Genomic DNA, 26183 nt, shown 5'->3' on the forward strand with positions numbered 1-26183 from the left:
GATCGAGACGGAGATGAACCGGGGAAGCCGAGGGGCCCATCGCTTCCGCCGTAGTCCCGATCGGCTGCCGCGAATTTAAGTCATTGTTGCAAGGAGGAATTCAGGTCATGCTGAAGTTTTATCGCAAATCGGCGTTTTTCCTGCTGGCCCTGTTCACCGCGCTGACGACCGTCGTTACGACCGGGCCTTCAAAGGCCGCCGCGGCCGGAGCCTTGGAGCTGTATACGCCATATCTCGAATGGTCGGCCGCGCCCGGTGAAACGGTGTCTTATTCCATCGATTTAATCAATCGCGGATCTTCGACCGCTTCCGCTGGTCTGTCGCTGGAAACCAAGGCAAAGGACTGGAAGTACACGCTCACGGCCGGAGGACGGGATATTTCCCGCATCGCGGTCAAGCCGGGCGAGACGCAAAACTTCAATCTCGAGCTGGAAGTGCCGCTGCAAGTTAATAAAGGACGCTACAGCTTTACCTTAAAAGCGGATGATTCTTCCCTGCCGCTGATCGTGAACGTTTCCGAGCAGGGCACCTTCAAAACCGAACTTACCGTGGACCAGGCCAACATGGAGGGGCACTCGGACTCCACCTTCACTTACAGCGCCGTACTGCGGAACCGAACGACCAAAAAACAAACCTACGCGTTGCAAGCCCAGGCCGAAGCCGGCTGGGATGTCCGTTTCAAGGCGGACAGCAACAGCGTGACTTCGGTCGAAGTGGAGCCGAACGCGGAAAAATCAATCACCATCGAAATCAAACCCCCGGAAAACGTGCAGGCCGGCTCCTTTAAAATCCCGATCGCCGCTTCAAGCGGGGAAACTACCGCCAACGCCGAGCTGGAAGCGGTGGTTACCGGTACCTATGAAATGCAGTTTACTACCAAAAACAATCTGCTAAGCACAGACATCCGGGCCGGCGGGGAACGCAGAATGGACTTCGTCGTCCAGAATACCGGTTCCGCCGACCTCGAAGACCTTTCCTTCTCCTCGAACGCGCCGACAGGATGGGAGGTTTCTTTTGAACCGTCGACGATTACGTCGGTCGCTCCCGGCGAAAGCAAGCAGGTTCAGGCGATCATCAAATCCAGCGACAAAGCGCTGGCCGGGGATTACGTCGTCAGCTTGAACGCTTCTTCCTCCGGCAAAAGCGCTGCCGCCGATCTCCGGGTGACCGTAAAATCCTCCGTACTATGGGGATGGATAGGCGTTCTGATCATTCTGGCGGTTATTGCCGGAATCTACTATCTGTTCCGGAAATTCGGGAGAAGATAAGCTATGGCGCCGATTATCGAGTTAAAAGAGCTCACGAAAAAATACGGAGAGTATACGGCGGTCGATCATCTGAACCTGAGCATTGCCAAAGGGGAAATTTTCGGTCTGCTCGGTCCCAACGGGGCCGGTAAAACGACCACGATTCTCATGATGCTCGGCTTGACCGAGCCGTCCTTCGGCGAAGCCCGGATCTGCGGCCATGATCCCGCCCGCGAGCCCTTGAAGGTCAAGCGGAAAGTGGGCTATTTGCCCGACGATGTGGGCTTCTATGAGGACCGCACCGCGATGGACAATCTCGTCTATACCGCCCGTTTGAACGGGCTGTCCAAGCCGGTGGCGGCCGAAAGGGCCGTCCATCTGCTGGAGAAAACCGGCCTTGCCGAGCATGCGAACAAAAAGGTCGGCGCCTTTTCCCGCGGGATGAGGCAGCGGCTCGGTCTCGCCGATGTCCTGATCAAAAATCCCGAGGTCATTATCCTCGACGAGCCGACGCTCGGCATCGACCCGGAAGGGGTGCGGGAGCTGCTGGAGCTGATTTCGTCCCTGAGCCGGGACGAGGGGCTGACCGTGCTCCTTTCCTCGCACCATTTGCATCAAGTTCAGCAAATTTGCGACCGGGTCGGCCTGTTCGTACAGGGACGCCTTATCGCCGCCGGCGATATCAAGACGCTGTCGAAATCGCTTGATGAGGACGGCAGCATTTTCATCGAGGTCGGTACCTCCGGCTGGCCTCAGGGCCTGGTTGAGCGCATCGCCGCTCTGGAGGGCGTTAGGGAAGTACGGCCGCCGGAGGATGACCCGGGTCGACCCGGCGGTATCGAGTCCTCCATCATGACCGTGGTCTGCGATCGGGATCTTACCCCGCTAATCGCGGAAGCCGTCATCGCGAGCAAGGCGGAGCTCACCTATTTGCGGCGGAAGGAATACGGACTTGATGATATCTACCATCGTTATTTTGAAAGGAAGGGAGAGCGGTGACGACATATTGGACCCAACTGAAGCAAAAGACCTCCGAGTTGAAGACGCGGTTCGCCGCCAATCCGGCCGAACGACGGGAACGCAGGGACTATACCTCGTTTTGGGTCATGGTCGGCAAAGAGATCGGCGACCATATCCGCAGCTGGCGCTTCGGCATCCTGATCGGCATTATCGTTCTGGCCTGCATCGGATCGATCTATTCGGCCGTGACAGCCATACGGAACGGTTCGCTGGACGAACAATCCGCCGGGGACACCTTCTTGTTCCTGCGTATGTTTACGCTCACCAGCCCGAGCCTGTCGGTTCCGTCGTTCGCCACCTTCTTGTCTTGGCTCGGTCCCCTGCTCGGGATCGCTCTCGGCTTCGACGCCGTGAACTCCGAACGGAACAAGGGAACGCTCGGGCGGCTGCTGTCGCAGCCGATTTACCGGGATGACTTCATTATCGCCAAGTTCGTCTCCTCCCTGTTCCTGATCGCGGTCGTCGTTTTCTCGCTGGGCTTCCTCGTCATGGGGCTCAGCCTGTTTACGATCGGTTATCCGCCGACTCCGGAGGAGTTTTGTAGAATTGTCCTGTTTCTAATTATTGCGGTCGTGTATATCGGCTTTTGGCTGAACCTGTCCATCCTCTTTTCCATCCGGTTCCGCCAGGCCGCTACCTCGGCTTTGTCTTCCATCTCCGTCTGGCTGTTTTTCACCATTTTTTACAGCATGATTATCAATCTGATCGACAGTGCCACCGCCGTTTCCGAGCAGCAAATGAACCCGGCGGCACAACTGCGGCAGATGAATTTTATCCTGACGTTGAACCGTCTTTCGCCCACCGAACTCTTCTCGGAGACGATTACGACGATGCTGTCGCCCGGCGTCCGATCGCTCGGCCCTTTGACGATGGATCAACTCGTCGGGGCCATCGCCAGCCCGCTGTCGCTGGGTCAGAGTCTGATTCTCATTTGGCCGCAGTTGACCGGCCTGATCGCCGCCACCATGATCTGCTTCGGTATTTCCTATGCCTTGTTCATGCGTCAGGAAATCCGCTCCAGAGCTTAATTGTAAAAGAACCGCGAGAACGGTTTACGTTCTCGCGGTTCTTTTTTATGTGCGATCCAACGGATTGTTCCCCTGGTCACGTCTGGATCAGATCATAACGCTGATCGGCCCGCCCTTCAGCGGGTTCTCCACGACCCAGCTTCTATCTTTATTGAACAGATATGCCCTGTGAACGAGCACGCGCACCTGCTGGCCGGGCTTCAGCGTTTCTTTCTCCAGTGACCGGAACGTCGTCAGAACATGGCCGCCTACCTCCACTTCCACCAGCCATTCGCTGCCGCGGAAATGCAAGTGCTTCACCACTCCAGGCTCGGTGGCGGACAAGAGTGTAAATTCGTGCTCGGTTCCGACTTCGAGATATTCCGGTCGAATAAGGGCCTGGGTCCCCGCGTCTCCCGCTTCGTCCTCAAAGCCTTTCAAATCCGCCGCCCGATCCACCAGGGTCGACTGTCCGATGAAGGAAGCGACGAACGGGGTGTCCGGTTCCTTGTAAATATCCCAAGGGGTGCCCTTTTGCTCGAGCCTGCCCTCATTGATAATCATGATTTCGTCCGCCACTTCAATCGCTTCATCCTGGTCATGGGTTACAAAAATCGAAGTGATCCCCACGCGTTCGATCAGCTCTCTGAGCCAAGACCGCAGTTCCTGACGAATCTTCGCATCGATAGCGGCGAAAGGCTCATCGAGGAGCAGCAGTTGCGGCTCAGGCGCCAACGCCCGGGCAAAAGCCACCCGCTGCCGCTGTCCCCCGGACAGTTGATGCGGGTAACGCTTCTCGAACCCCTTGAGTCCGGTCAACTCCACCAATTCCATGACCCGTTCATGAATCCGGCTTTTCGTCACCTTTTTCACCTGCAAACCAAAGGCGATATTATCAAATACTGTCATATGCTTGAACAAAGCGTAGCTTTGGAACACGAAGCCGATCCCCCGGTCTTGGGGCGCCAGGCCGTTAACCCGATTGCCGTGAAAAAGAATCTCCCCCGAATCCGGCTGCTCCAGACCGGCCAACATGCGAAGAATTGAAGTTTTTCCCCCGCCGCTCGGTCCGAGCAGCCCGATCAACTGCCCTTTTTCAATGCCAAAGCTGACGTCCTTCACGGCATGAAAACTGCCGAAGTGTTTATCCAAGTTTCTTACTTCCACATGCATGGGAACAGCCACATCCTTTCTCGGTCATCTCATTTATAAAAATATATATTCTTATAAAATTACTTGGGATTATTATATATTGACACTTTATCAAACCCGTAACACCTCGTCAACAAATTTACGCGCCCGGCTGCCGTGATTTGGCAGATCAAGCTCGCCCGGGTAAAATACAATTAGAAAACGCGCTTCTAAATTAGTATATGTAAAGGAGGGCGATCTGCCCATGCTGCATAACCTGGAATTATCCACCGCCAAAAGGGACGAGATGCGCGACATCACCCGAGAAGTGCGCTCCCTTGTCAAAAACAGCGGAATCGTTAACGGTCTTGCCGTCATCTATTGCCCGCATACCACAGCCGGCATTACCATTAACGAGAATGCGGACCCCGATGTGAAGCATGATGTTCTCATGCGGCTGGATGAAGTTTATCCGTGGGAGCATCCCAAATACCGGCATGCCGAAGGAAACACCGCCTCCCACTTAAAAGCGATCACGACCGGGTCCTCGCAAACCGTCATCATCCAGGAAGGAGATCTTGTGCTGGGCCGCTGGCAGGGCATCTATTTCTGCGAATTTGACGGCCCAAGACAGCGCCGGTATCTGGTGAAGCTGATCGAGGATTAGAATGCGGGCCGGTCGGCCTTGTCCTCACGGGACCGGCTTCCTTTGGAGGTCCGGGCAAGATATATGCGGCCCAATTGTCCGCAAAAGCAACCGTGCCCGTGGAGAGTGGCCGCCCGGGACCGGAATCTCCAACACTAGCCGAACCGGGACACGCCCGGGACACGGGGGATGCATGGCCGTTACGCCCGGGGCTGGGGGATGCACGGCCGTTACACCGGGGGCCCGGGGATTGCACGGCCGTTACACCGGGGGCCGGGGGATTGCACGGCCGTTACACCGGGGGCCCGGGGATTGCACGGCCGTTACACCGGGGGCCGCGGTGAGCCTGGGAGGACGGGAGGAGCTTAGCCTCCACGGTAGGCCTCCCTACTCTAACGGAAATAATAGCGGCTATTTCGCGCTTTTTACCATTTTCGGAGCTCTAACGGAAATAATAGCGCCTATTTGGGCTCATTCCCGCCAAAAAGACCCCCTTTTGACTAAATAGCCGCTACTGCTTCCGTTAGAATTCTCAATCGGCCTCTTTGGACGAAATAGCGGCTACTATTTCCGTTAGATTCTTCGGGCTTGCTTCGGGCTTGCTTCGGCCTGGTTACGTACCTAGTTCAGCCTCGTTCTGGCCTCGTTCTGGCCTGGTGCCGAACCTGCTTCGGCCCGGTTACGGTCCAAATGCCGAGGGTAGGCTTAAGCGGACCGTGTAGCTTAGCCTCCACGGTAGGCCTCCCTACTCTAACGGAAATAATAGCGGCTATTTCGCGCTTTTTACCATTTTCGGAGCTCTAACGGAAATAATAGCGCCTATTTGGGCTCATTCCCGCCAAAAAGACCCCCTTTTGACTAAATAGCCGCTACTGCTTCCGTTAGAATTCTCAATTGGCCGTTTTGGACGGAATAGCGGCTACTATTTCCGTTAGATTCTTCGGGCTTGCTTCGGCCTGATTCTGGCCTGGTTACGGACCTGCTTCGTCCCTGGTTTCCGTACCTACTTCGTTCCTGGTTTCCGTACCTACTTCGGCCCTGCTTCCGAGCCTAGTCCCTACTTCGGCCCTGCTTCCGAGCCTAGTCCCTACTTCGGCCCTGCTTCCGAGCCTAGTCCCTGCTTCGGCCTGGTCTGGCCTGCCTCGGGTTGGTTACGTACCTGCTTCGTCCTTAGTTTCCGAACTACCTCGTCCCTGCTTCCGAGTCTAGTCCGAACCTGCTTCAGCCCTGGTTCCGAACCTACTTCGGCCTTGATTTCCGTAGCTACTTCGGCCTTGCTTCGAACCCGCTTCGGCCCGGTTCCGGCCGTAATAGCGTCCCAAAAACCGCGAAGGCGCTGACCAGGTCAGCGATAATCGGGCGTTCAGACTCACCCCCTCAAAACTCTTAAAGGAGAATGGATCAATGGAGCGAATCATTTCTGATGGTCATGCCGATACCCTGGCCATGGATTATATGTGTTATGTAATTTTATCGTTTCTGACTTTTCGAAGAGTTTCCGGTGTGGAGAGGAAAAAACACCGGCTCAAGCAGGAGTTGGCATTATTGCGGAACAGGAGGAGCTAGCTGCATAAAAGCGTCGAAAAACAAACAAAGGACGCGGGTCTCCCGAGAGAACCACGTCCTTCTATTTTCGGGCACATACCAGCGTTGAGGATAATTACAATTCGGAAGTCGATAACGTTATTAAAGCAACGTAATAAAGGAGTACAGCTATGATAGTGTAAATGATTAAAGTAAAACCTGAAAACAAAAACGTCCTATGACGTCAATCGATAGCTGCTTTGACTTAGCACTTTCACGTGGGCTATAGCGGCGGGTGAAATCTCCTCGAAGGTCAGGCGATCTTGGATATAAAACGAGATAAATCCGTGGATTCCCAAAAACATGCTCAACGGCAAGGATGGATTATCCTCCATGGGATGCCGCTCCTCTTTCAAAAAGCCGCGGATGATCCGGTCGAACATATCAAAACATTTGGCCTGTTCAGCCCGGCAATAAGTCAGAATCTCCTCATCCCGAAGCATGAACATAATTTCATATTGATGCGGATGCTCCAAACCGAACTTGATGAATTCCAGCATCAACTGTTCCACCTTCGTCAAACCTTCGCTTGGCGGACGCTTGGTCACCTGTTCGCATAACCGGGCCAAATGGTTGAAGTCCTGGACGACGATGGCGTAGAACAATTCCGCTTTTTCCTTAAAATGATAGTAAAGGGAACCGTGGCTATAGCCTAAATGCTGCCCGATGCTCCTCATGGAAATTCCGCGATAGCCTTTCGTGATAAAAAGATGTCTCGCGGCATCCATAATTCGTTCCCTTGACAACTCCTGCTCTACTGCTCTTCTTGCCATAGGCTTTATTCCCCTTCAATAAAGTAGACCTTTTCACCTTCCGTCATCTTGGCCTGCCCCTGAGTCAGATCGGTCATCCATGCCGCAAAGGCGTCCGACTCTCCTTCCAAAGGCAGACAACGCAATGTTACCTTATCGGCGAACCCGGTTTCTCCCGTGCGAACGCCTCGGTTTCTTAGCTCATTCTCTACCTTGCCGAGCCAGGTGTAATCCAGTTCCACAAAAATCTCGCGGTGCAGGACGCGCGTAATGACTTCCCCGGCTTCCGTCGCGGCGACGGCCCCGTCCGTGTATGCCCGGATCAGCCCTCCGGCCCCCAGCATAATGCCTCCGAAATAACGGGTTACCACAATAGCCACGTTCTTGAGCCCCTGGTTGCGAATGACCTCCAGGATCGGTTTGCCGGCGGTCCCGCTCGGTTCCCCGTCATCCGATTGCTTCTGGATTTCATCCCTTTCCCCGATCATATACGCCGAGCAATTATGAGTCGCGTTCCAATGCCGTTTCTTAATCTCTTCGATAAAAGCTACGGCCTCTTCCTCCGTCTCCACCGGCTTGATCTGGCCGATGAATCTCGACTTCTTGATCACGATTTCCTTTTCTCCGGCTTGGCGCACCGTTCTGTAACGTTCCAGCATGTCATTTCCATCCTTATGAATGTGCCAAGAAGCAGCCCAGCCGGAAAAATCCGGTGAACTGCTTCCTGGCGGCTTTATTCCTGCCTTTATGCAAAGGCTGGTCGATTACTCGATTACTCGGAAAGTCTTGCTTCCAGTTCCGCTTTCTCTTTCTCGTAACCCGGTTTGCCAAGCAGAGCGAACATGTTCTTCTTGTACGCCTCTACGCCCGGCTGGTCGAATGGGTTTACGCCCAGCAGGTAGCCGCTGATGCCGCAGGCCTTTTCAAAGAAGTATACCAGATAACCGAAGGAATATGGAGTCAAATCCGGAACATTGACGACCAAATTCGGAACCTGACCGTCGGTATGCGCCAGCAATGTGCCTTGGAACGCCTTCTTGTTGACGAAATCGAGCGTTTTGCCGGCCAGGAAGTTCAAGCCGTCCAGATCCGCCGGATCGGATTCGATCGTAATGTGGCTAGGCACTTCGGTGACCTGAATAACGGTTTCAAAAATATTGCGGTTGCCTTCCTGAATAAACTGCCCCATGGAGTGCAGGTCTGTCGAGAAGTCCACCGATGCCGGGAAAATCCCCTTGAAATCCTTGCCTTCACTCTCGCCGTAGAGCTGTTTCCACCATTCGGATACGTAATGCAGGGAAGGCTCGTAGTTCACCAGAATTTCCGTAACTTTCCCCTTGCGGTACAGGGCGTTGCGGACCGCCGCATATTGGTAGCTGGCGTTCTCGGCCAGATTCGGATTGCTGTATTCCTTAGATGCGTCGGCCGCGCCTTGCATCATTTCTTCAATGTTAATCCCGGCAGTCGCGATCGGCAGCAAACCTACCGCCGTCAAAACGGAGTAACGCCCGCCCACGTCGTCCGGAATGACGAATGTTTCATAGCCTTCTTCATTGGACAGCTTCTTCAGGGCGCCCTTCTCGCGGTCGGTTGTAGCGTAAATCCGTTTGCGCGCCTCTTCTTTGCCGTATTTCTTCTCCAGGGCCGCACGGAAAATACGGAAAGCGATCGCCGGTTCCGTCGTCGTTCCCGACTTCGAAATGACGTTGATGGAGAAGCCCTTGCCTTCGATCAGGTCGAGGAGATGATTGACGTAAGTCGAGCTGATGTTGTTGCCGGCAAAATAGATTTCCGGAGTTTTACGCTTGTCCTTAGGAAGCAAATTATAGAAGGAATGCGAAAGCGACTCGATCGCCGCGCGGGCGCCGAGGTAAGAGCCGCCGATCCCGATCACGATCAAAACGTCGGAATCGCTTTGGATTTTGGCAGCGGCTTTCTGAATCCGGGAAAACTCTTCTTTATCATATGCCGTAGGGAGGTCGATCCAACCCAAGAAATCGGAGCCGGCGCCTGTCCCGTTATGTAATTGCTCGTGAGCCGCACGGATTTGGGCTTCCAAATTATCGACTTCGTGCTGACCTACAAATTGCAATGCTTTGCTGTAATCAAACGTTACTTTTTTAGACATGCTGATAATTACCTCCATCTATTTATTGGTCTCACTGCCTATCCAGAGGACAACCATGGTGCATTAACTTGTAACTAGGATACTGTAAAATACCCGTGAAAACAAGGGCACTTTATACACCTTTCCGGGGGAGGAACCGGCTCCCCCGCTCTATTTTACCGTTCCGTATAATACTTAAAAAGCACCTGTGTTCCTTTATTCTCATACCCCTCGCTCGCAAGCTGCTTATAAAGCGATTCGGCCAAAGCGAGCCCCGGCGTATCCAATCCCATCTCCCGCGCCGATTCGAGAGCGATTCCCATATCTTTAATAAAATGCTTCACATAAAAACCGGGCTCGAAATTCCCCGCGATCATGCGCGGACCCAAATTGCTGAGCGACCAGCTGCCGGCCGCTCCGCTCTCGATACTCCGCAGCACGGTTTCCGGATCAAGCCCCGCGCTCCGCGCATAGGCCAGCGACTCGCTGACCCCCATCATCCCCGAGGCGATCGCGATCTGGTTGCACATCTTCGTGTGCTGGCCTGCCCCTGCTTTGCCTTGAAGCACGATGTTGGTGCCCATGAGCCGGAAGAGCGGCAGTACCGCGTTAAAGTCCGCCTCATCGCCGCCGACCATAATGGAAAGTTTGGCATCGCGGGCCCCGATGTCCCCGCCGGAAACCGGAGCATCCAGACCGTGAAGTCCCCGGGCGGCGCAAGCTTCATAAATCCGCCCGGCCAGCAGCGGACTTGAGGTTGTCATATCGATTAAATAAGCTCCCGGCTTGGCTCGTTCCACCAGCCCGTTGCTTCCCAAATAAATGTCCTCCACATCTTTCGGATAACCGACCATCGTAAAGACCACATCGCATGCCGCAGCCAGATCCCCCGGCGTTTCATGCCATACGGCTCCGCCTTCCACCAATTCCTTCGCCTTTTCGGCCGTTCGGGTATACACATGCAGCGGATAACCGGCGTTTTGAATGTGGCCGGCCATGCTTTTGCCCATAACCCCGATTCCGATAAAGCCTACCGATGTACTTTCAGGTGTGATTGTCATAGTCGTATCCTCTCCTCGTCCGTATACGCATTAGAATGCATAATCAGTACCGTAACCGATACAAGTTCGTGTTTTCAGTAATAACACAACTCGGCTCCTTCAGGCAACCGCCCGTATGGGAAAAGGCAGATACAGCGCTGAGCATGTACCTGCCTTTTGATAGAAATCCAACTTGAACTTAAGCCCCTGAACCGTAAGAGCAGCAGTAATCCGTAACGCTTTGGACCACCAGCTTGAAGGAGGAGTTTGCGGGCACGGTAAACGTTCCGCGTCCGCTGATCTCTCTCCATATCGTTTCGCCCGGAAGCAGGACCTTCAGGTCTCCGGAGAGAATGTCCATCACTTCCAGCGAGTCCGTACCGAACTCATACTCGCCGGGAAGCATAATTCCGAGCGTAATTTTATTTCCGTCCTGCAGCCATACCGTCCGGCTCGTTACTTTGCCGTCAAAGTAAATGTTGGCGGCCTTGTCTACAGTTACATTTTTGAATTGCTCCACGCTTCCCGCTCCCCTCGGTCCTCTTTGATGGATGTTATTTCAATTGATCCTTAACGTGCTTCACCACATTGGCCACGGTAAAGCCGTACTCCTCGATCACCTTGTCTCCAGGCGCGGATGCCCCAAAGGTGTTGATGCCGATGACGCTGCCCTTCTCGCCCACATAACGCTCCCATCCGAACGGATGCGCCATTTCCACGGCAACGCGGGCTTTCACGTCAGGCAGAATGACGGAATCTTTGTATGCCTGATCCTGCTTGTCGAAAAGATCCCAGCTCGGCAGGCTGATCACGCGTACATGAATGCCTTCTTCCGCCAAAGCGGCCTGAGCCCGAACCGCAAGCTGCACTTCGGAACCGGTGGCGATAATCTGGGCAACCGGTTTGCCGTCCTTGGCATCCGACACGACATAGCCGCCGCGTTTAACGCCTTCCCGCGCCAGTTCGGCCGTCTTTTCCAGAATCGGCAAGTTTTGACGAGTCAGCACCAGAGCCACCGGATTGGAAGTGTTCTCCACCGCATAAGCCCAAGCGGCGGACGTTTCGTTGCCGTCGGCAGGACGGATGACCGTCAGACCCGGAATAATGCGAAGCGAAGCCAACTGCTCGATCGGCTCGTGCGTAGGACCGTCTTCCCCAACGGCGATACTGTCGTGGGTGAGAACGTAGGTCACAGGCAGTTTCATAAGCGCGGCAAGACGCACAGCCGGACGAAGGTAATCCGTGAACACGAAGAACGTGCCGCCGAACACTTTAAGTCCGCCATGCAGCGCGATCCCGTTCATCGCCGCGGCCATGCCGAATTCGCGCACGCCGAAGTACAGGTTGCGTCCTTCGCGGCTTTGCGGCGTATAGACCGGAAGACCTTTGAGGTGCGTCATCGTCGAGCTTTCCAGGTCGGCCGAGCCGCCGAGAAGCTGCGGTACGCCGCCGGTCAATCCGTTCAGCGCGTTGCCGGAAGCGACGCGGGTGGACAGCGCTTTGTCGTCCGCGCTGTATTTCGGCAGATCCTTGTCCCAACCGGATTCCAGTTCGCCGGAGATCGCTTTTTCGAATTGCGCGGCCAGTTCCGGATACTGGGCTTTATATTTGGCAAATGTCTCGTCCCATGCTTTGTTCGCCGCGATGCCGCGCTCTTTGACTTGAGCGAAATGGTCGCGGACTTCCTGCGGAACGTAGAAGTCTTCTTCATAAACCCATTTGTAAAAATCTTTGGTCAGTTTGGCTTCTTCCGCGCCAAGCGGAGAACCGTGCGTACCGCCATGGCCGCCCTTGCCTTGCTTGTTCGGGCTGCCGTAACCGATGACCGTCTTCACCTCGATCAAAGTCGGACGCTCCGTGTCGCGCTTGCCTTCTTCGATCGCCGCCGCGATGGCGGACAGATCGTTGCCGTCTTCGACGAGAAGCGTCTGCCAGCCGTAAGCTTCAAAACGCTGTCTTACCTTCTCGGAGAAGCTGAGGTTAAGCTCGCCGTCCAGCGAGATATCGTTGGAATCGTAAAGGAAAATCAGCTTGCCCAGCTTCAGATGACCAGCCAAGGAGGCAGCCTCGCTGGCAACGCCTTCCATCAAGTCTCCGTCGCCGCAGATGCCGTAAGTATAGTGATCGATCAGTTTCAAATCGCCTTTGTTGTAGGTAGCCGCGAGTTGGGTTTCGGCAAGCGCCATCCCCACCGCCATGGCGATCCCTTGTCCAAGCGGGCCCGTCGTGGCGTCAACGCCCGCGGTGTGTCCGAATTCGGGGTGACCCGGCGTCTTGCTGCCCCATTGGCGGAACTGCTTGATCTCTTCCATCGGAAGGTCATATCCGCTCAAATGAAGCAAGCTGTACAACAGCATGGAGCCGTGTCCAGCCGACAGGACGAAACGGTCGCGGTTGATCCACGTCGGATGATCCGGGTTGTGCGTCATCGTTTTGGCGAACAGCTGATAACCCATCGGCGCGGAACCCATCGGCATCCCCGGATGGCCGGATTTCGCCTTTTCGATGGCGTCGATCGCAAGCGTACGAATCGTCGTGATCGACAAATTTTCAATGGTGTTGTTGTCTGACAATGGCATTTCTTTTCCTCCTTGGTCATGGAAAAATACGTTGTGCATCAAGAAAGGCTAGAGCTTGCTAAGTTAAACATTCAAATTGAAAAGATCATTTTGACTTTATCTATTGTACCACTACCTGCATCTCTTTTCCATAACAAGATGACTTTCTCAACAATCGTCCATAGCTTTCCCACGGGGAAGGCAAGAATACCTGAAAGCGCCAAAAAGAATGCTCCTCCCGCGGCGGTCGCGCGGAAGCCCTAATCCGGCAGCGCCAAGCGCTACCGGCCGCCCCGCCGCTTGGCCTCCAGCAGGCGGCCAAGCCGGTCCGCGCCTCCGTCCCCGGCGGGCGCGGTCTCCTGTCCGGCCTCCTCCGGCGGAGGGGAGGCCGGCGGCTGCGGCGGGGCATCGGCGGCGGCTTTGCCGCCGGTGCCCGCGCCGTAAAAGGCGGCCGCGCGCGATTTCCGCGCGGCCAGCCGGGCGAGCCCGGCGTCCGCTCCGGCGGCGGACGCAGCGGGCGATTCCGCCGCGAGCGCGCGGGCGCGGCGGCGCCAAGGGCTGGCGGCGGCGAGGAACGCCGCCAGCCGGGACCATGGCAGCGCCAGACGCCGGACGGCGATGTCGGCGAGCCAGAGCAGCAGCGCCGCGGCCAGCAGCGGGCGCTCCCAACCGCGCAGCGACCGTTCGGGCTGCGCCTCAAACCGGAACGCCGCCTCCGGGTCGTTCCAGTCCAGCACCCGGCCGCCGGTCTGCTCGGCCAAAGCCTGCAGCTTGTCCTCCTCGGCCCCGCCGGCCGGAATGCGGAATTCCGGCGAGTACGGCACGACGAAGCCGGTGCCCATACTGCCGTTTAGCGCCTTGCCGCTGCCGTCTTTGGCCTGCAGGTTGAGCAAAAAGGAGCCCGGCGTGCGGATGTCCGTCGATCCGGTATAAACGCCCGGGGAGATCTGGGTGAGCGCGATCCGGCTCTCCCCGCCTTCTTCCCCGGTAACGACCGCTTCCAGCTCATCCGGAGCGTCCGCTCCTTCCGCGGTTACTTCAAAATGCACTTCATTTCCCGTCACCGTAGTGTTCACTTCGTAAGGGGACGCGGAAAATTGCGGAAAGGTCCACTTCACCATCTCCGTAAACCATCCGGGAAAATCCGGCCATTTGACCCAATCCTTCGACCATTTCCCCGTCAGGTCGCTGGTCCAGGCCACCGTCCGCCCCGATCCGTACTGCCACCTGGCCAGCAGGGGGTCGGGCTCCGGGCTTGACAGCACGGTCTGGGCCGTAAGCTTAGGCGTGGCGGCGACGTACCCGTAGATGCGCGGCGTCCCGTCACGGAACCAGCCGCCCCAATCCCCCGGCTGCACAAGCGCCGGGACGAACGGGCGGTCGACGATATAAGTTCTGGCGATCATCGCGGCCTCCCGGCTGAAAATGGCCGGCAGCGTCGTGGCATCCTCCACCAGATAATACCGCCCTTTGGCCCCGTTCGCCAAGAATTGCAGCAGATTCACGTCGGCATCCTGGCCGACCGCTACGGTCGACATCGTGATTTTCCCGTCCACCATCGTTTTCAGAAGTTCGTCATACCCCGAATTCACGGCAGACTGGCCGTCCGTCAGCAGAATGATATGCTTCCGCTGCGCCTCGGCCGCCAGCATTTTCTCCGCGGCCTCCGACACCGCGGGGAAAATATTCGTCCCGCCCGCGCTTGGTATACCGCCGATTTGAGCGATCACCTCTGCTTTATCGTCCAGCGTCCGGGGTTCGACCACCCACCAGGGCTTGTCGTCGAACGCCACCACGCCGACCGTGTCTTTCGGCCGCAGCAGCTCCACCGTACGCATCGCCGATTCCTTGGCCAGCTCCAGTTTATCCCCGGTCATACTGCCCGACCGATCGATGACCAGGATTAGCCCGAGGGAGGGGACTTCCCGTTTTCCCTCGAGTTCCATGGAAACGGGAAGCAGCTGCTCGATCGGCGTTTTATAGTAACCGCCCATTCCGAAGCTGTCCTCGCCTCCAATCATCATAAAGCCAACGCCAAAGGAGCGGACCGCCTGTTCGATCAGTTCCATTTGCTTGCCGCCGACCTGCTCGCCGGACACATTATTAAACAGAATGCTTTCGTATCCGGCATACTTGGCCAGTTCCGAGGGCAGCATGCCGGGCGGGATGACCTCGTAATCGATCAGCCCGGATTTCAACGCGTTTTCCAGATTGGAGGAGGTCCCCGGCTTTCCTTCGACGATCAGCACTTTGGGCTCGCCTTTCACGCGGGTGAACGCATAATGGACATTGTTCTCGGCGCGTTCGTCCGCACCCGCAAAAAATTCGGCCCGGTAGCGGTGCAGCCCCGGCTCTTTCGCCAATCCTTGCAAGGCAAGGCGGTTGTCCCCCCGCTCCAGCGCGATCCGATGCCGCCCGATCTCCCGGTTGTCCTCATACAGCCGAAGCTCCCCGGCTCCGGCAAAGGTGCTGCGGATCAGGACTTCAAAGGCGAAGGCTTCCCCCTGATACAGTTGTTCGGGCAGACTGAATTCCTCGATCGCTGCGTCCGTACGGAGCGGCGGCGTGATTTCCGACACGTCGACCGCGATACCGCGTTCCTTCAGCAGCGCGGCTTCCGCAGCCGCGTCGCCGACATTCTCCCGTCCGTCCGAGATCAGGACGATCCTCCGATTCTCCTTGCCCGCAAACAGCCCGCCCGCGACCTGAAGTCCTTTCGCAAGATGGGTGAATCCCGGATTGACGTCCGCCCCCAGGCTTGCTTCGGATACGGGACGCGCATCCAGGTTTTTCTCGATCAAACCGTCAAGACCGAAGGAAACGACGCCCGCCCGATCCCGTTCGTCTTTTGCCGCGGAGGCTCTGCGGATCCATTCCTGCGCGGAATCCGTTTCCTCGACGCTCGCCGAGCGGTCGACGAGAAAGACCACCTCCTTCTCTTTAACCAGAGCGTATGTTTGAAATCCGGCAAGAACCATAAGAAGAAGCATAAGGATGGCGGTTCTCAGGCCGATGGCCCATTTTTTGCGCCCTCCCTTCAGTCCGAAATCGGAGCGAAGCGAGTAAACTACAAAGGCACCTAATGGGAGCAGCAGCAACAGCACCCAAGGATTATGAAATTGAACGCCCACGCCGGTACACCCCCCACTCCGTCAAAATCACAGCGATGGCCAGGATCACAGCCAAATACACCAAAGAGTACCGGGTTTTTGACTGCTCCGGACGGGTCTCCGCCTCTTTTTCCTGCGAGGCTGTGCCCGCGCCGCCGGCGGACAAGACGGGGCCGCGAAGCGAGGATTCCGCCGGATCGGCCGTCACTTCCAGCAGAAAGCCCGGCCCCTCAGCGCCGTCATTGGCAAAGACCCGCAGCCTCCATAAACCGGGAATGCCGGGAGCCTGCTGATTGGCGGAGAATTCTCCCCTCTCCGGGGATATCGGTATTTCTCCGCTCCCCTGGCGGGCGGCGTATCCTTCGAGCGGAGTCCAAACCGCCCGGACCGTATCCGCGGCGAAAGGAATCTCCAATTCGCTTCCGGCGACCGCCCTTCCCAGCCCGGCCGTTCCCCCGGCCTTCAGCCAATCCACGGCGTTCTTCACCAAAATGGGGAACTCGGGCCGCAGGGGGAGATCCCCGTCCTGCAAATCAAACAAAAAAACGAGACGCGGGACGCCGTTCTCAGTCCCCGCGTAGGCGGCAGGAAGCCCGCCGACCGTCCAGATCGGCTTGGCCCAGACCGGAATCTCTGCTTTTCGCAGTTGTCCGGCCGGAGGATCCGCCATCGTCAAATAACGCGTAACCGGGTGCTCCCCGATGACGACTTCGCTGGACGCGAGGCGCATTTTGTCCCCCCGTCCTCCCCAGCTCCAGAGCGGCGTTTCCTTAAACAGCGCGGCCCACTCCCCTTCCCGCGCGAACTCCGGCAGCGGACCGTCGACGATGATAAGATCCGGACGGCGCTCCGGAAGCGATGGAGCTTTCCCTTCCGCTCCGTCGCCTCCCTCCGCCGGAAGCTGCATCCGCGACAACCGGGCTCCGGTAAGCTGCACGGCTTTCTCCAGAAACAAATTCCCCGGGGATAGAAGCAGTACGTTCGGGGAGTCGGCCCATTCCAAAAAAGCAAACGCCTCGTCGTCCGGAGCATACGCATCCGTCTCCTCAACCGCCAAACGATATACGTCGGCCCCGGGGAGGTCCTCGAAAGTCAAGGTTGAATTAGACTGTTCCCGAAGTACCGCGGTCTTCGTCGCCAGCAGTTCCCCGTCCCCGTAGAGGTTCAGGGTCGCTTTCGTCTCTACGCTCCCGAAGTTCTTCACGACCGCCACCCCGGCGATACTCGCTTGGGTATGGTCGTTCGACTTCACGCCGAATTGTTCGATGGCGGTATTCCGCACCTCCCCTTCGGCTTCAACCGGAACGTATTCGACCGGCGTTTCGCTCCCCGCGTTGTTGACGTCCGCGAAGGCTTCGTTCCAGGGGCTGTCCGAAAACAGCATGATGCGTGCCCCGGAATCGCTTCGGGTTAATGCCGTGGCCAGGGACAGCGTTTCCCGGTAAGCCGCCGAGCCGTAATCCGGAGAAATCCCCGACACCGCCCGGCGAAGCTTGTCCTTGTCCGACTCCTTCGACATTAAAACTTCGGGTTTGCCGCCGAGTTGAAGCAGCGTGATTTCCTCGTCGACCCCTTTGTTTCCGATGTACTCCGAAAGCCGCTCCTTCATCCGGTCTAACCGGCTGACCGGCTCCGCCTCGCCGTTCTCCCCCGCCTCGGCGGCTGCGCTCATGCTGGCCGACGTGTCCATAATGATGACCGTATGGCCTTGAAATCCGCCTTGAACCCACACGAAAGGCAGCATCAACGCAACCGTGAGGAGGGCGGCCACAAGCAGCTGAAACCACAACAGCAGCCGGTTCTGCAGCTTTTGCCAAGGGCGGTTCGCTTCCATATTGCGCAGCACCCGGTTCCACAGCATATGGCTGGGGACGAGCATATCCGCATATTTTCGCTTAAACAGATACATGACGACGATCGCCGGCAAAGCAAGTCCGAACCACAGGCCGGCCCAGGAAGCGAATTCCATCCGCTCTTCCCCCCTTTCCTTGTTTATAAAACCGTTCTTTAACCGAGGAGCCCCGCAGTGCGAAGGGTCTGAAAAATCCCCTTTTCCAATGGCAAATCCGTGGGGATCACAACGTAGCGAATACCGCGCTCCAAGCAGAAAGCCGAGATTCGGCCGGTATAATCCTTCCATTCCGCCGCATAGCTCTCCAGGACTCTGCCGCTTATGGCCAGTTCTTTACCCGTTCCCAGCTCGCTGTCCACCAGCCGTAAATCCCCGCTAAAGGCCGGCTTGATCTCCGCGGGAGAAACGATCTGGACCAGCACGATATCCTGACCGGCGGCCAGCAGATAGGAGAGCGCGTCCTTCAAGCCATCCACCCCGTCCTCAAGCCACAAATCGGAGAAAATCCAGGCCATGCCGGGACGGACGGGCAGCGAAGCGGGGGTGCTGAGCGCGGTCCGGATGTTCCCAACCCCGGAAGGGACGGCCTCTTCAAGAAACCGGAACAACCGAAGCACCGAGGCTTTGCCTCGAATCACCGGCAGCTTTTGCCGGATCGCATCCGTAAACACCGCCCCCGCCACCCGGTCGTCCGCGGCCAAAGCCATATAGCCGACCGCCGCCGCCAGCCTTTTCGCGTAGCGGAGTTTGTTCTCCTCGCCGAAATCCATCGAAGCCGAAACGTCCAGATACAGACTGACCATCAATTCCTGCTCGTCCCAATACTGGCGGACAAAAGGACGGCCCGTCCGCCGGTACACCCCCCAATCAAAGCGGCGGATATCATCACCCGGCGTGTACTCCCGGTAATCGGCAAACTCCTGGGATGCTCCGAGGCGGCCGGATCGTCTCTTGCCCTGGGCCGTCCCTCGGACCTGCCGTCCGGAGTTCAGGGACAGTCTCTCCAAGCGGGGGAGCAGGGAAGGCGGAAGAAGCGGCTGATTCATCTGGCACCCTCCAGCACGGCGAGGATTTCCTTTATGATCGCATCCGTCGAGATCCCCATGGCCTGCCCTTCGAAATTGAGGAACAGCCGGTGGCGCAGCGCCGGCACCGCTACCGCGGCGATATCGCCGGTCGACACGTGCAGACGCCCCTTGGAGATCGCCCGCACCTTGGCCGCCGCAATGATCGATTGAATGCCGCGCGGGCCCGACCCGAAACGGACGTAGCTGCGAACCGCTTCCGGTGCGGCCTGTTCCTCCGGATGCGTCATCATCAGGAGGCGTATGCCGTAATCCAGCACCTCGTCGGCCAGCAGCACCTCCCTGGATGCCTGCCGAATCTCCAGCAGATCGGCCACCTGGGTCCGTCGGTCCGGTACCGGCGTGGGCCCTGAGGTCGTCCGGCGAACGATTTCCTTAAGCTCTTCCGGGGATGGGTAGCCGACATGAATTTTCAGCATGAACCGGTCAAGCTGGGCTTCGGGCAGCGGATAAGTTCCTTCCTGTTCCAACGGGTTTTGCGTGGCCAGCACGAAAAAAGGATGCGGCAGTTTCCGCGTCTCCCCGCCCACCGTAACGGTCTGCTCCTGCATGGCTTCGAGCAGGGCGCTTTGGGTTTTCGGGGAAGCCCGGTTGATCTCGTCGGCCAGCACGATGCCGCTGAACACGGGGCCGGGCTGGAATACGGCGTCCGCCGCCCCCTGCGGCCCGAACCGGATGACATTCGTCCCGGTGATATCGCTCGGCATCAAATCCGGCGTAAACTGGATCCTCGAGAAGGACAGTTCGAGCGTATCGGCGATCGTTCGGACCAGCACCGTTTTTCCGAGACCGGGAATCCCCTCCAGCAGCGCGTGTCCGCCGGCAAAAATACACCACAACATCTGCTCCACCACGTCCGTCTGCCCCACGATCACACGGGAGATCTGCTCCCGCACGGCCGAAATCGTGTCGCTCCAGGCCTTTACCTGCGGCATCGGTTCCAACATCATCCATCTCCTCCTTAGTTGTAAATACAAAAAAACGATTAAGACCCCGGGTCAATTTCCGTAAAATAACGCTCGACCAGTCCCTGCATCCGCTGGGGAAGATCCTTCCGCTCCAGCGACCGTTTGGCTTCGGCCGCATAGTCGCTGTAGACCTCTTCATAGGGACGGCTGACGCCGTCCAAGACCGGAGACTTGCCTCCTTTTTGCACACTGCCTCCGGTAGCGGGACCCCCGTCGGTTTCGACCCGGCCGCCGCCCTGAATACTCCGCGGCGTCGTCACCAGCGTGCGGCCGCCGCTGCCAAGCCCGGCGCCGGAGCCCTGGCCTTGACCGGCGCCAATCCCCTGACCGCGACCGCCGGTTCCGGACCCCGCACCCGAGCCCTGGCCTTGGCCGATTCCCGACCCGCCGCCGCTTCTTTGGCCGGCCCCTGCACCTGAGCCATCGCCGGGCCCGTTTCCTTCACCGGTGCCGCGGCCGCCCGGGGCGTTCTCTCCCGGCGCATTGCCGGGAGAAGCGCCGCTGCCGGACGCGGCGCTTCCGGCGGCCAACTGCTCCGCCCGGCCGCCCTGGCCCCAGGCGCCCGAAACGGCCAACCCGGAGGCGGCCATGTCCTCCGCCAAATCCAGCCCCTGCTCCGCCAAGGCCGCCGCCAACTCGGACGCGGACGCGGCTTGGCCGGATTTGGTCTCCGAGGCGCGGATGTCCCGCTCCATCGCTTCGGCCAATTCCTCCAGCGCCCGGTCCGCCCCGGCGGCCTCTCCGCTCTCCAGCGCTGCGGCCGCTTTCCGCAGCGCTTCCCCGAGCCGCTGCGCATCCGCATCTTCGTCGGGCGCGGTTTCGGCCAGTTGCCGAAGCGCTTCCGCCAGGCTCTCCCGCTGCTCCACGGTAAGGCTCGGCGCCTTCTGCCTCAGCTCGTCCACCGCCTTGCCGGCTTCATCGGGGCTCTTCATCTCCAGCGCTTTGCCCAACTTCCCGGTATCGGCGCGGCTTTTCCAGGCCTCGAGCCAATCCTCGCGCCGACGCTGCTCCAATTCAAGCTTATCCGCCATCTCGTCCAGCTTCCGCATTTTTTCCTCGAGAAGGTCCAACGCTTGGTCCGGATTTCGACTCTGCCGCAAAGCCTGCCGGAGCTCGGCCAGCTCGTCGGACAACGCCGTCTTCGCCTGCGGGTCCAGCGTTTCCGCCTTCAACTGCTCCAGCTTCCGCTCGGTCTCCGTCTGTTGGGTACGAACCCAGTCCCGCGCTTGGCGGTTCTTTCGCACCGTCTCGTCCATCGGATTCGGCAGCACGGCCAGCAGGAGCACGGCCAGCAGGCCCGCGGCGGCGGCAAGCGGCCAATAGCGGCGGCGCGGCAGCGGCAGGCGCTGTTTCAGCTCGCCGATATAGGCCGCGCCGTACGCCTCCGCCTGTCCCCGTTGCTGACGGGCGGCCGGCGAGTCTTCTCCGGCGAAGGCGAACGCCGTCGCCAGCAGATCCTGCCGCTCCTCCCCCGGTTCGGCCCGGTCCATCGTCCGGGCCGCTTCCGCGAGCGGCACCCAGTTAAAGCGGCCGTACAGCCAGCCGGCCGCTGTGAACACCCCTATGCTGGCCGCCGCATACATCCATGGCCCCTCCAAGGGCCACAATCTGCCGGCAGCCAGCCACAGAAGGGCGGCGGCAAGCCCCGACAGAAATCCCCATCTCATCCCGTCCAGTTCGCGAAACCGCTGTAATCGCCTGCGGACGAGCTTCAACTGTCGGTGGAACTCGAACTCCTCCATATTGCCGCCTCCTCCCGTCATCTTTTAGTTAAACGATTCATGGCTGCTTTCGCATCACCTTGTCGGTCGCTTCGCCGCCTGTTTCCCGCGGTCTCTCGGGACGGAATCGTTTGCCTCTGACCGGACGGATTTTGCGGATGGCCACCCAGAGAAAAATAACGATCCCGACAGCATAAACGAGTACAAACTCCAGCCACAACGGAATGGGCGCCTTGGCCTGAAAATTGCCCCCGTTAACCAAGAAGGCGGATTCCGAGAACGAAGGCTCCAGGATGCTGATGAGAGCCCCGGCCGGATTGAGCCCAAGCACATACCCGACCCAGGAATAAGGCTGCGGAGGGCCGGATGCCGCGTATTGCTGCGCCTGTTCTATGCTTAAGGCAAACAAGAACACGAGTCCGGTCACCAAGAAAATGATCAGTCCCGTCCCGTAGGTCATGATCACGGAAACCATGGTTCTTTTGAACAGCGTGGAGTACATCACTCCGATCGAGCCGAGCAGCAGCATGACAAAAAGATAGAAAATAAAGACCGAAAGCAATTGGCTCGGAGAAACCCCGCCATACAGAAACACGATGCTGTAGACCGGCAGTGTCGCCACGATCAGGAGGGTTATAAAGCCGAGCGAGGAGACCAGCTTGCTTAGAATAATCGTCGCCGAACTTTGCTGCGTCGTCAGCAGCATGTTCAGCGTCTGCTTTTCCCGCTCCCCGCTGATCACTCCGGCCGTCAGAGCCGGCGTCATAAAAGCGATCAGAACGAGCTGCGCGATGCTTAGCGCATAGAACATCATCCGGCTGCTGGTCGGGTCGATTCTTCCGGCCTGGCCCATGCCGCCGGAGGTCATCACGTAGATGATGCCCATGGCCAGAAGCCCCATGACCAGCACGTAACTAAGCACCGACACCGCGGCCCTCGGCGTCCGCATCCGCAGACGAAACTCCTTGTCCAGGACGGGATTAATCCACATGTTGCGCCAGTTCATGTTCCGTCCCCCCTTTCGTAATTTCCAGGAAGACATCCTCCAGATTGCTCTGGGCTTCATGGAAAGAGATCACCTGATACCCCGAACCGATGATGCCGCCCAGCAGTTGGGACTGCTCCGCATCGCCACCGCCGAAATGAACATGGATGCCCGTCTCGTCGTGGAGGACCTGGCTGACATGCGCCTCGTCCTTAAGCCGCGCGGCCAGTTCGCCGGCCCGGTCCAGGACGCGGATATGCAGCACTCTTTTGACCCGGAGCCGATTCTGGATCTCGCTCACCCGCCCTTGAGCAATCATCGTTCCGTGCTCGATCACGCCGATTTCATCGACCATCTCCGCCAGCTCGGGCAAAATATGAGAAGAGATGATGATCGTCTTGCCCATCAGCTTCAGTTCCTTCAGAATTTCCCGCATCTCGATGCGAGCCCGGGGATCGAGCCCCGAAGCCGGCTCGTCCAGAATCAGCACCTCGGGATCGTGCACCAGGCACCGCGCCAGACAGAGGCGCTGCTTCATCCCGCGGGACAAGCTGTCGACGTAGGCGTCTTTTTTATCGCTCAAGTTCACAAGCTCGAGCAACTGAGGAATCAGCCGCTCTCTTTCGTCCCTCGGAATGCCGTAGCTGGCCCCGTAAAAATGGAGATATTCCGTCGTTTTGAACTGGTCGTAAACCCCGAAAAAATCCGGCATGTATCCGATTCGCTTGCGGACCTCGTGCGGATACTCCGTCACTTCAAAGCCCCCGACTCTGGCCGACCCGGAGCTGGGGGCCAGCAAGGTCGCCAGGATCGACATCGTGGTCGTCTTTCCCGCTCCGTTCGGCCCCACGAAACCGAACACCGTTCCTTTGGAAATGGTAAGATTCACCGACTTCAGCGCCTCAAAACCGCCGTATGTCTTGCATAAGTTTTTGATTTCAATCATCGGTTTTGCTTTCCTTTCAGCGAAATTTCCGGCAGATCGAAGTAGGTCCATTCTGCGGCTGTAATTTTCACTTTCATAACCCCCCCGCGTACATAAGCTTCCGCTTTCTTGGTGAGGTCGGCCTCGAACTTGGCTCCAAGATCAAACTTCTCCCACTTCCCGAGATCTTCGTTCCAAATCATTATTGTCGTTTTATCCCCGGGATAGGTGGAGCGGATCATCAATCTTGATATCCGGAGATCGCCAAGATCCGGCAAGGTGTATTCCAAGGTCATTTCTCCGTTTGACATGTTGACTCTGTTGGACCCTTCCGTTCCCCAGTCTTTTGCTGTAACCTCCGTAATCCGGGCCCCTATCATCCCGTAAGGAATGGAAACCGCCCCGCCCTGTTCAAAACTCGGAGCGAAAAATTGGGTAACCAGATTAAGCCGGTCGGACTGCGGCGACTTTCCGTTAACCTCATACTGGTCCTGTTCCAGCGGCTCCTCGTTCCATGCGATAAAGGTATGTTTCGTCCAGGCCGATCCCGAGCCCATATACTGGTTGATCATGCCTCTTTGCCGCTGCAGCAAATAATCCTCCTTGTTTCCCGTCGGCGGATACAAGGTGGAACCGTAATCGCCCGTATTAACCACACCGGTGCCCGCCGGAATCTGCACGGTTTTCCCTGGGGGGAGATCGCCGATCTGGTAGACTTTCCCCGCGGAAAGAATGGCTGCTTTTTTCAAATCGGTATGGGTTTCATTCGTCACCGTTCCGGTCAGGCGCCCCTGGTCATCGTACGAGGAATTGATTTTTATGGCCCCGAACTCGGGTAGAATCGTTTCGCCCATCCACAGCTTGGCCAAGGAGCGATGCGTCATGTCCCGGAGCTTCACTTCGGTTGTGTCGGGTTTAACTCTGACCAGTTGACGGTTCGATTGTCCGGCCTGTCCGCCGGAGAGCAATCCGTCCTCCCTGGTCACCGATACAAAGGTGCCCGCCGGAAGAGCAACGTTATAAGTGCCGCCTCGGGGCACAAATATAGCCGAAGCCGTCGAATTTAAAGCACGGCCTTTGCCGTCCAGCTCCACGAAGCTTAACGTATGGCTGCGCAGATTCGATTTTCCGCTCGTTCCCGTCATGTAGACGGCGCCGCTGGCCAAAACCGCGATCAAGGGAATCAATCCCCAGGCCCACTCGCGCTTGTCGATTCTCTTCAAAATGTAATACAGTACAGGCGCCACCAGGATGGCGTATCCGAGAAGCAGCCAGAACAGCGCGGAGAATGGAGGCAGCGTTAAGGAAGGGAAATAATCCAGTAAATAGCTGATATTGGAAGCCAAATTACTGCCGTAGCCCATACCGCCATGGCCCATGGATCCTGAGTTTGCGGAAATCTCCTCCCGCAGCAACCGGTTCCATACTTCGGGATGCCCCGCCCATCCTTGGAGGGGCGCCATCGCCGCATCGTAGGCGGCATAGTAGACTTTTCCTTTACCGACGGACCAGGAGGCGAACAGGGGCAGATCGCCTTCCGCGATGTCCGCCTTTGCCCCCGTCTTCAAACTCGCCTCGGAAACGGGAAAAGGTTCGTTTAAAGATAGCGGCTTCCCCCCTGCTTTCGCTACATTCGGCAAAGAGGATACATCCGCGCTGCCTTTATACTCGACCGGAGAAAGGTCCTCAAACCCTTTTGCGGTCTTGGGATAGCCCTGTCCGCCGGCCAATACGAGCGAGCCGCCGCGGTCGACCCAAGAGCGGATCGCTTCCGCCTGCTCCCTGGTCAGGCTGTCCGCCGGAAAATTGTTCATGACAAGCACATCCAGGCTGCCCAGCAGCGCCGCCTCGTTGGGAATATCGCTCCCTTTTAGCGGGGCGACCACCGCCTGGTTGACGTTTCCGTTAAGGGCCGCGAGAAAATTCATCGTATCGGGATCCGCGGCCAGAACACCGATCAGCGTTCCGCGGACGGAAGCCCTTTGCAGGTAAGGTGTTCCGGAAGAGAACGGAATGTATTTCCCCGACTCGGCCGAACCTTGATAGAAGCGAATTTCATTGTTGTTTTTGCTGAAACTGTCACCCTCGATCCCGAAGGTAACCACCTTCGTCGTTCCCGCGGGCAACTCTACCTGCTGTACGTGGGATATGCGGGTTCCCGTAAAAGGGACCTCCGTTTGCACCACCAGTTCCCCCGAAATGTCCCGATCGCTCGTCAGCGAAATTTTTAAGGGGATCCATTCATTGGATTTGAAAAGTCCGCCAAACCCCTCTTCGCTTTGAACCGTGATTTTCGGTTCGGCCGCGGCGGCGGATACCGGAATGCCCGCAACGCAAAATGCCGCCAGCATCCATCCAAGGCATGCGTACATGACGTATCGTTTTACTGAATGCAACACAAGTTTCCCCTTTCCGAACTAAACAAGTTCCCAGCCATAGATTCCT

The 26183-nt window shown here is 57.7% G+C and carries 19 protein-coding genes; 4 read left to right on the forward strand and 15 right to left on the reverse strand.

Features of this window, described 5'->3' with window-relative positions:
* Positions 1–107: 107 nt before the first annotated feature.
* The 3 genes from LBW89_RS15310 to LBW89_RS15320 are packed head-to-tail and all read left to right on the forward strand — an operon-like array spanning position 108 to position 3295.
* Positions 108–1268, forward strand: a complete 1161-nt coding sequence (locus tag LBW89_RS15310; RefSeq protein WP_213505296.1) for an NEW3 domain-containing protein — start codon at positions 108–110, stop codon at positions 1266–1268.
* Between the two features lie 3 nt (positions 1269–1271).
* Positions 1272–2246 (forward strand): ABC transporter ATP-binding protein, encoded by a 975-nt coding sequence (locus tag LBW89_RS15315; protein WP_148450736.1) that lies wholly within the window; start codon positions 1272–1274, stop codon positions 2244–2246.
* Positions 2243–3295, forward strand: coding sequence for an ABC transporter permease (locus LBW89_RS15320; RefSeq protein ID WP_373317669.1), 1053 nt, complete (start codon positions 2243–2245; stop codon positions 3293–3295). Before LBW89_RS15315 ends, LBW89_RS15320 begins: the two co-directional genes overlap by 4 nt.
* Before the next feature lie 87 nt (positions 3296–3382).
* On the opposite strand, the gene LBW89_RS15325 is transcribed toward LBW89_RS15320, so the two are convergent.
* Positions 3383–4447 (reverse strand): sulfate/molybdate ABC transporter ATP-binding protein, encoded by a 1065-nt coding sequence (locus tag LBW89_RS15325; protein ID WP_225039495.1) that lies wholly within the window; start codon positions 4445–4447, stop codon positions 3383–3385.
* Positions 4448–4670: 223 nt separating this feature from the next.
* Between LBW89_RS15325 and LBW89_RS15330 the strand changes: the two genes are divergently transcribed.
* Positions 4671–5072: a secondary thiamine-phosphate synthase enzyme YjbQ gene (locus LBW89_RS15330; RefSeq protein ID WP_225039496.1), complete on the forward strand. Its 402-nt coding sequence runs from the start codon at positions 4671–4673 to the stop codon at positions 5070–5072.
* Between the two features lie 1739 nt (positions 5073–6811).
* On the opposite strand, the gene LBW89_RS15335 is transcribed toward LBW89_RS15330, so the two are convergent.
* The 14 genes from LBW89_RS15335 to LBW89_RS15400 all read right to left on the reverse strand — a co-directional run bounded on the left by LBW89_RS15335 (position 6812) and on the right by LBW89_RS15400 (position 26134).
* Positions 6812–7408, reverse strand: a complete 597-nt coding sequence (locus tag LBW89_RS15335) for a TetR/AcrR family transcriptional regulator (RefSeq protein WP_148450739.1) — start codon at positions 7406–7408, stop codon at positions 6812–6814.
* 5 nt (positions 7409–7413) lie between these two features.
* On the reverse strand, positions 7414–8046 hold the full coding sequence (locus LBW89_RS15340; RefSeq protein WP_148450740.1) for a YigZ family protein: 633 nt from the start codon (positions 8044–8046) through the stop codon (positions 7414–7416).
* Positions 8047–8159: 113 nt separating this feature from the next.
* Positions 8160–9515 (reverse strand): glucose-6-phosphate isomerase, encoded by a 1356-nt coding sequence (locus LBW89_RS15345; protein WP_148450741.1) that lies wholly within the window; start codon positions 9513–9515, stop codon positions 8160–8162.
* A gap of 155 nt (positions 9516–9670) precedes the next feature.
* Positions 9671–10555: an NAD(P)-dependent oxidoreductase gene (locus LBW89_RS15350; RefSeq protein ID WP_225039497.1), complete on the reverse strand. Its 885-nt coding sequence runs from the start codon at positions 10553–10555 to the stop codon at positions 9671–9673.
* Positions 10556–10733: 178 nt separating this feature from the next.
* Positions 10734–11054 (reverse strand): pyrimidine/purine nucleoside phosphorylase, encoded by a 321-nt coding sequence (locus LBW89_RS15355; RefSeq protein WP_148450743.1) that lies wholly within the window; start codon positions 11052–11054, stop codon positions 10734–10736.
* Between the two features lie 34 nt (positions 11055–11088).
* Positions 11089–13113 (reverse strand): transketolase, encoded by a 2025-nt coding sequence (gene tkt, locus LBW89_RS15360; protein WP_148450744.1) that lies wholly within the window; start codon positions 13111–13113, stop codon positions 11089–11091.
* 260 nt (positions 13114–13373) lie between these two features.
* Positions 13374–16223 (reverse strand): VWA domain-containing protein, encoded by a 2850-nt coding sequence (locus LBW89_RS15365; RefSeq protein ID WP_225039498.1) that lies wholly within the window; start codon positions 16221–16223, stop codon positions 13374–13376.
* On the reverse strand, positions 16204–18171 hold the full coding sequence (locus LBW89_RS15370; protein WP_225039499.1) for a vWA domain-containing protein: 1968 nt from the start codon (positions 18169–18171) through the stop codon (positions 16204–16206). Before LBW89_RS15370 ends, LBW89_RS15365 begins: the two co-directional genes overlap by 20 nt.
* 38 nt (positions 18172–18209) lie before the next feature.
* A complete protein-coding gene (locus LBW89_RS15375; RefSeq protein ID WP_148450747.1) occupies positions 18210–19100 on the reverse strand; it encodes a DUF58 domain-containing protein in 891 nt (296 codons plus the stop codon).
* Positions 19097–20086, reverse strand: a complete 990-nt coding sequence (locus LBW89_RS15380; protein WP_148451202.1) for an AAA family ATPase — start codon at positions 20084–20086, stop codon at positions 19097–19099. Before LBW89_RS15380 ends, LBW89_RS15375 begins: the two co-directional genes overlap by 4 nt.
* Positions 20087–20124: 38 nt before the next feature.
* Positions 20125–21849, reverse strand: a complete 1725-nt coding sequence (locus LBW89_RS15385; protein WP_148450748.1) for a phage tail tape measure protein — start codon at positions 21847–21849, stop codon at positions 20125–20127.
* Between the two features lie 37 nt (positions 21850–21886).
* Complete coding sequence (locus tag LBW89_RS15390; protein ID WP_148450749.1) at positions 21887–22834, reverse strand: ABC transporter permease; 948 nt, start codon at positions 22832–22834, stop codon at positions 21887–21889.
* Positions 22809–23759 (reverse strand): ATP-binding cassette domain-containing protein, encoded by a 951-nt coding sequence (locus LBW89_RS15395; RefSeq protein WP_148450750.1) that lies wholly within the window; start codon positions 23757–23759, stop codon positions 22809–22811. The genes LBW89_RS15390 and LBW89_RS15395 overlap by 26 nt, the downstream gene beginning before the upstream one ends.
* Positions 23756–26134 carry a hypothetical protein gene (locus tag LBW89_RS15400; protein WP_148450751.1) on the reverse strand — a complete coding sequence of 793 codons (2379 nt, stop codon included), beginning with the start codon at positions 26132–26134 and terminating at the stop codon, positions 23756–23758. Before LBW89_RS15400 ends, LBW89_RS15395 begins: the two co-directional genes overlap by 4 nt.
* Between the last annotated feature and the right edge of the window lie 49 nt (positions 26135–26183).

This window comes from Paenibacillus sp. alder61, from assembly GCF_020179875.1.
Taxonomy (GTDB): domain Bacteria; phylum Bacillota; class Bacilli; order Paenibacillales; family Paenibacillaceae; genus Fontibacillus; species Fontibacillus faecis.

Bases quoted from the DNA above. Each gene is read 5' to 3' on its own strand.
- LBW89_RS15310 (WP_213505296.1), top strand. From the start codon at position 108: ATGCTGAAGTTTTATCGCAAATCGGCGTTTTTCCTGCTGGCCCTGTTC.
- LBW89_RS15315 (WP_148450736.1), top strand. From the start codon at position 1,272: ATGGCGCCGATTATCGAGTTAAAAGAGCTCACGAAAAAATACGGAGAG.
- LBW89_RS15325 (WP_225039495.1), bottom strand. From the start codon at position 4,447: ATGCATGTGGAAGTAAGAAACTTGGATAAACACTTCGGCAGTTTTCAT.
- LBW89_RS15330 (WP_225039496.1), top strand. From the start codon at position 4,671: ATGCTGCATAACCTGGAATTATCCACCGCCAAAAGGGACGAGATGCGC.
- LBW89_RS15335 (WP_148450739.1), bottom strand. From the start codon at position 7,408: ATGGCAAGAAGAGCAGTAGAGCAGGAGTTGTCAAGGGAACGAATTATG.
- LBW89_RS15340 (WP_148450740.1), bottom strand. From the start codon at position 8,046: ATGCTGGAACGTTACAGAACGGTGCGCCAAGCCGGAGAAAAGGAAATC.
- LBW89_RS15345 (WP_148450741.1), bottom strand. From the start codon at position 9,515: ATGTCTAAAAAAGTAACGTTTGATTACAGCAAAGCATTGCAATTTGTA.
- LBW89_RS15350 (WP_225039497.1), bottom strand. From the start codon at position 10,555: ATGACAATCACACCTGAAAGTACATCGGTAGGCTTTATCGGAATCGGG.
- tkt (WP_148450744.1), bottom strand. From the start codon at position 13,113: ATGCCATTGTCAGACAACAACACCATTGAAAATTTGTCGATCACGACG.
- LBW89_RS15370 (WP_225039499.1), bottom strand. From the start codon at position 18,171: ATGGAATTCGCTTCCTGGGCCGGCCTGTGGTTCGGACTTGCTTTGCCG.
- LBW89_RS15375 (WP_148450747.1), bottom strand. From the start codon at position 19,100: ATGAATCAGCCGCTTCTTCCGCCTTCCCTGCTCCCCCGCTTGGAGAGA.
- LBW89_RS15380 (WP_148451202.1), bottom strand. From the start codon at position 20,086: ATGTTGGAACCGATGCCGCAGGTAAAGGCCTGGAGCGACACGATTTCG.
- LBW89_RS15385 (WP_148450748.1), bottom strand. From the start codon at position 21,849: ATGGAGGAGTTCGAGTTCCACCGACAGTTGAAGCTCGTCCGCAGGCGA.
- LBW89_RS15390 (WP_148450749.1), bottom strand. From the start codon at position 22,834: ATGAACTGGCGCAACATGTGGATTAATCCCGTCCTGGACAAGGAGTTT.
- LBW89_RS15395 (WP_148450750.1), bottom strand. From the start codon at position 23,759: ATGATTGAAATCAAAAACTTATGCAAGACATACGGCGGTTTTGAGGCG.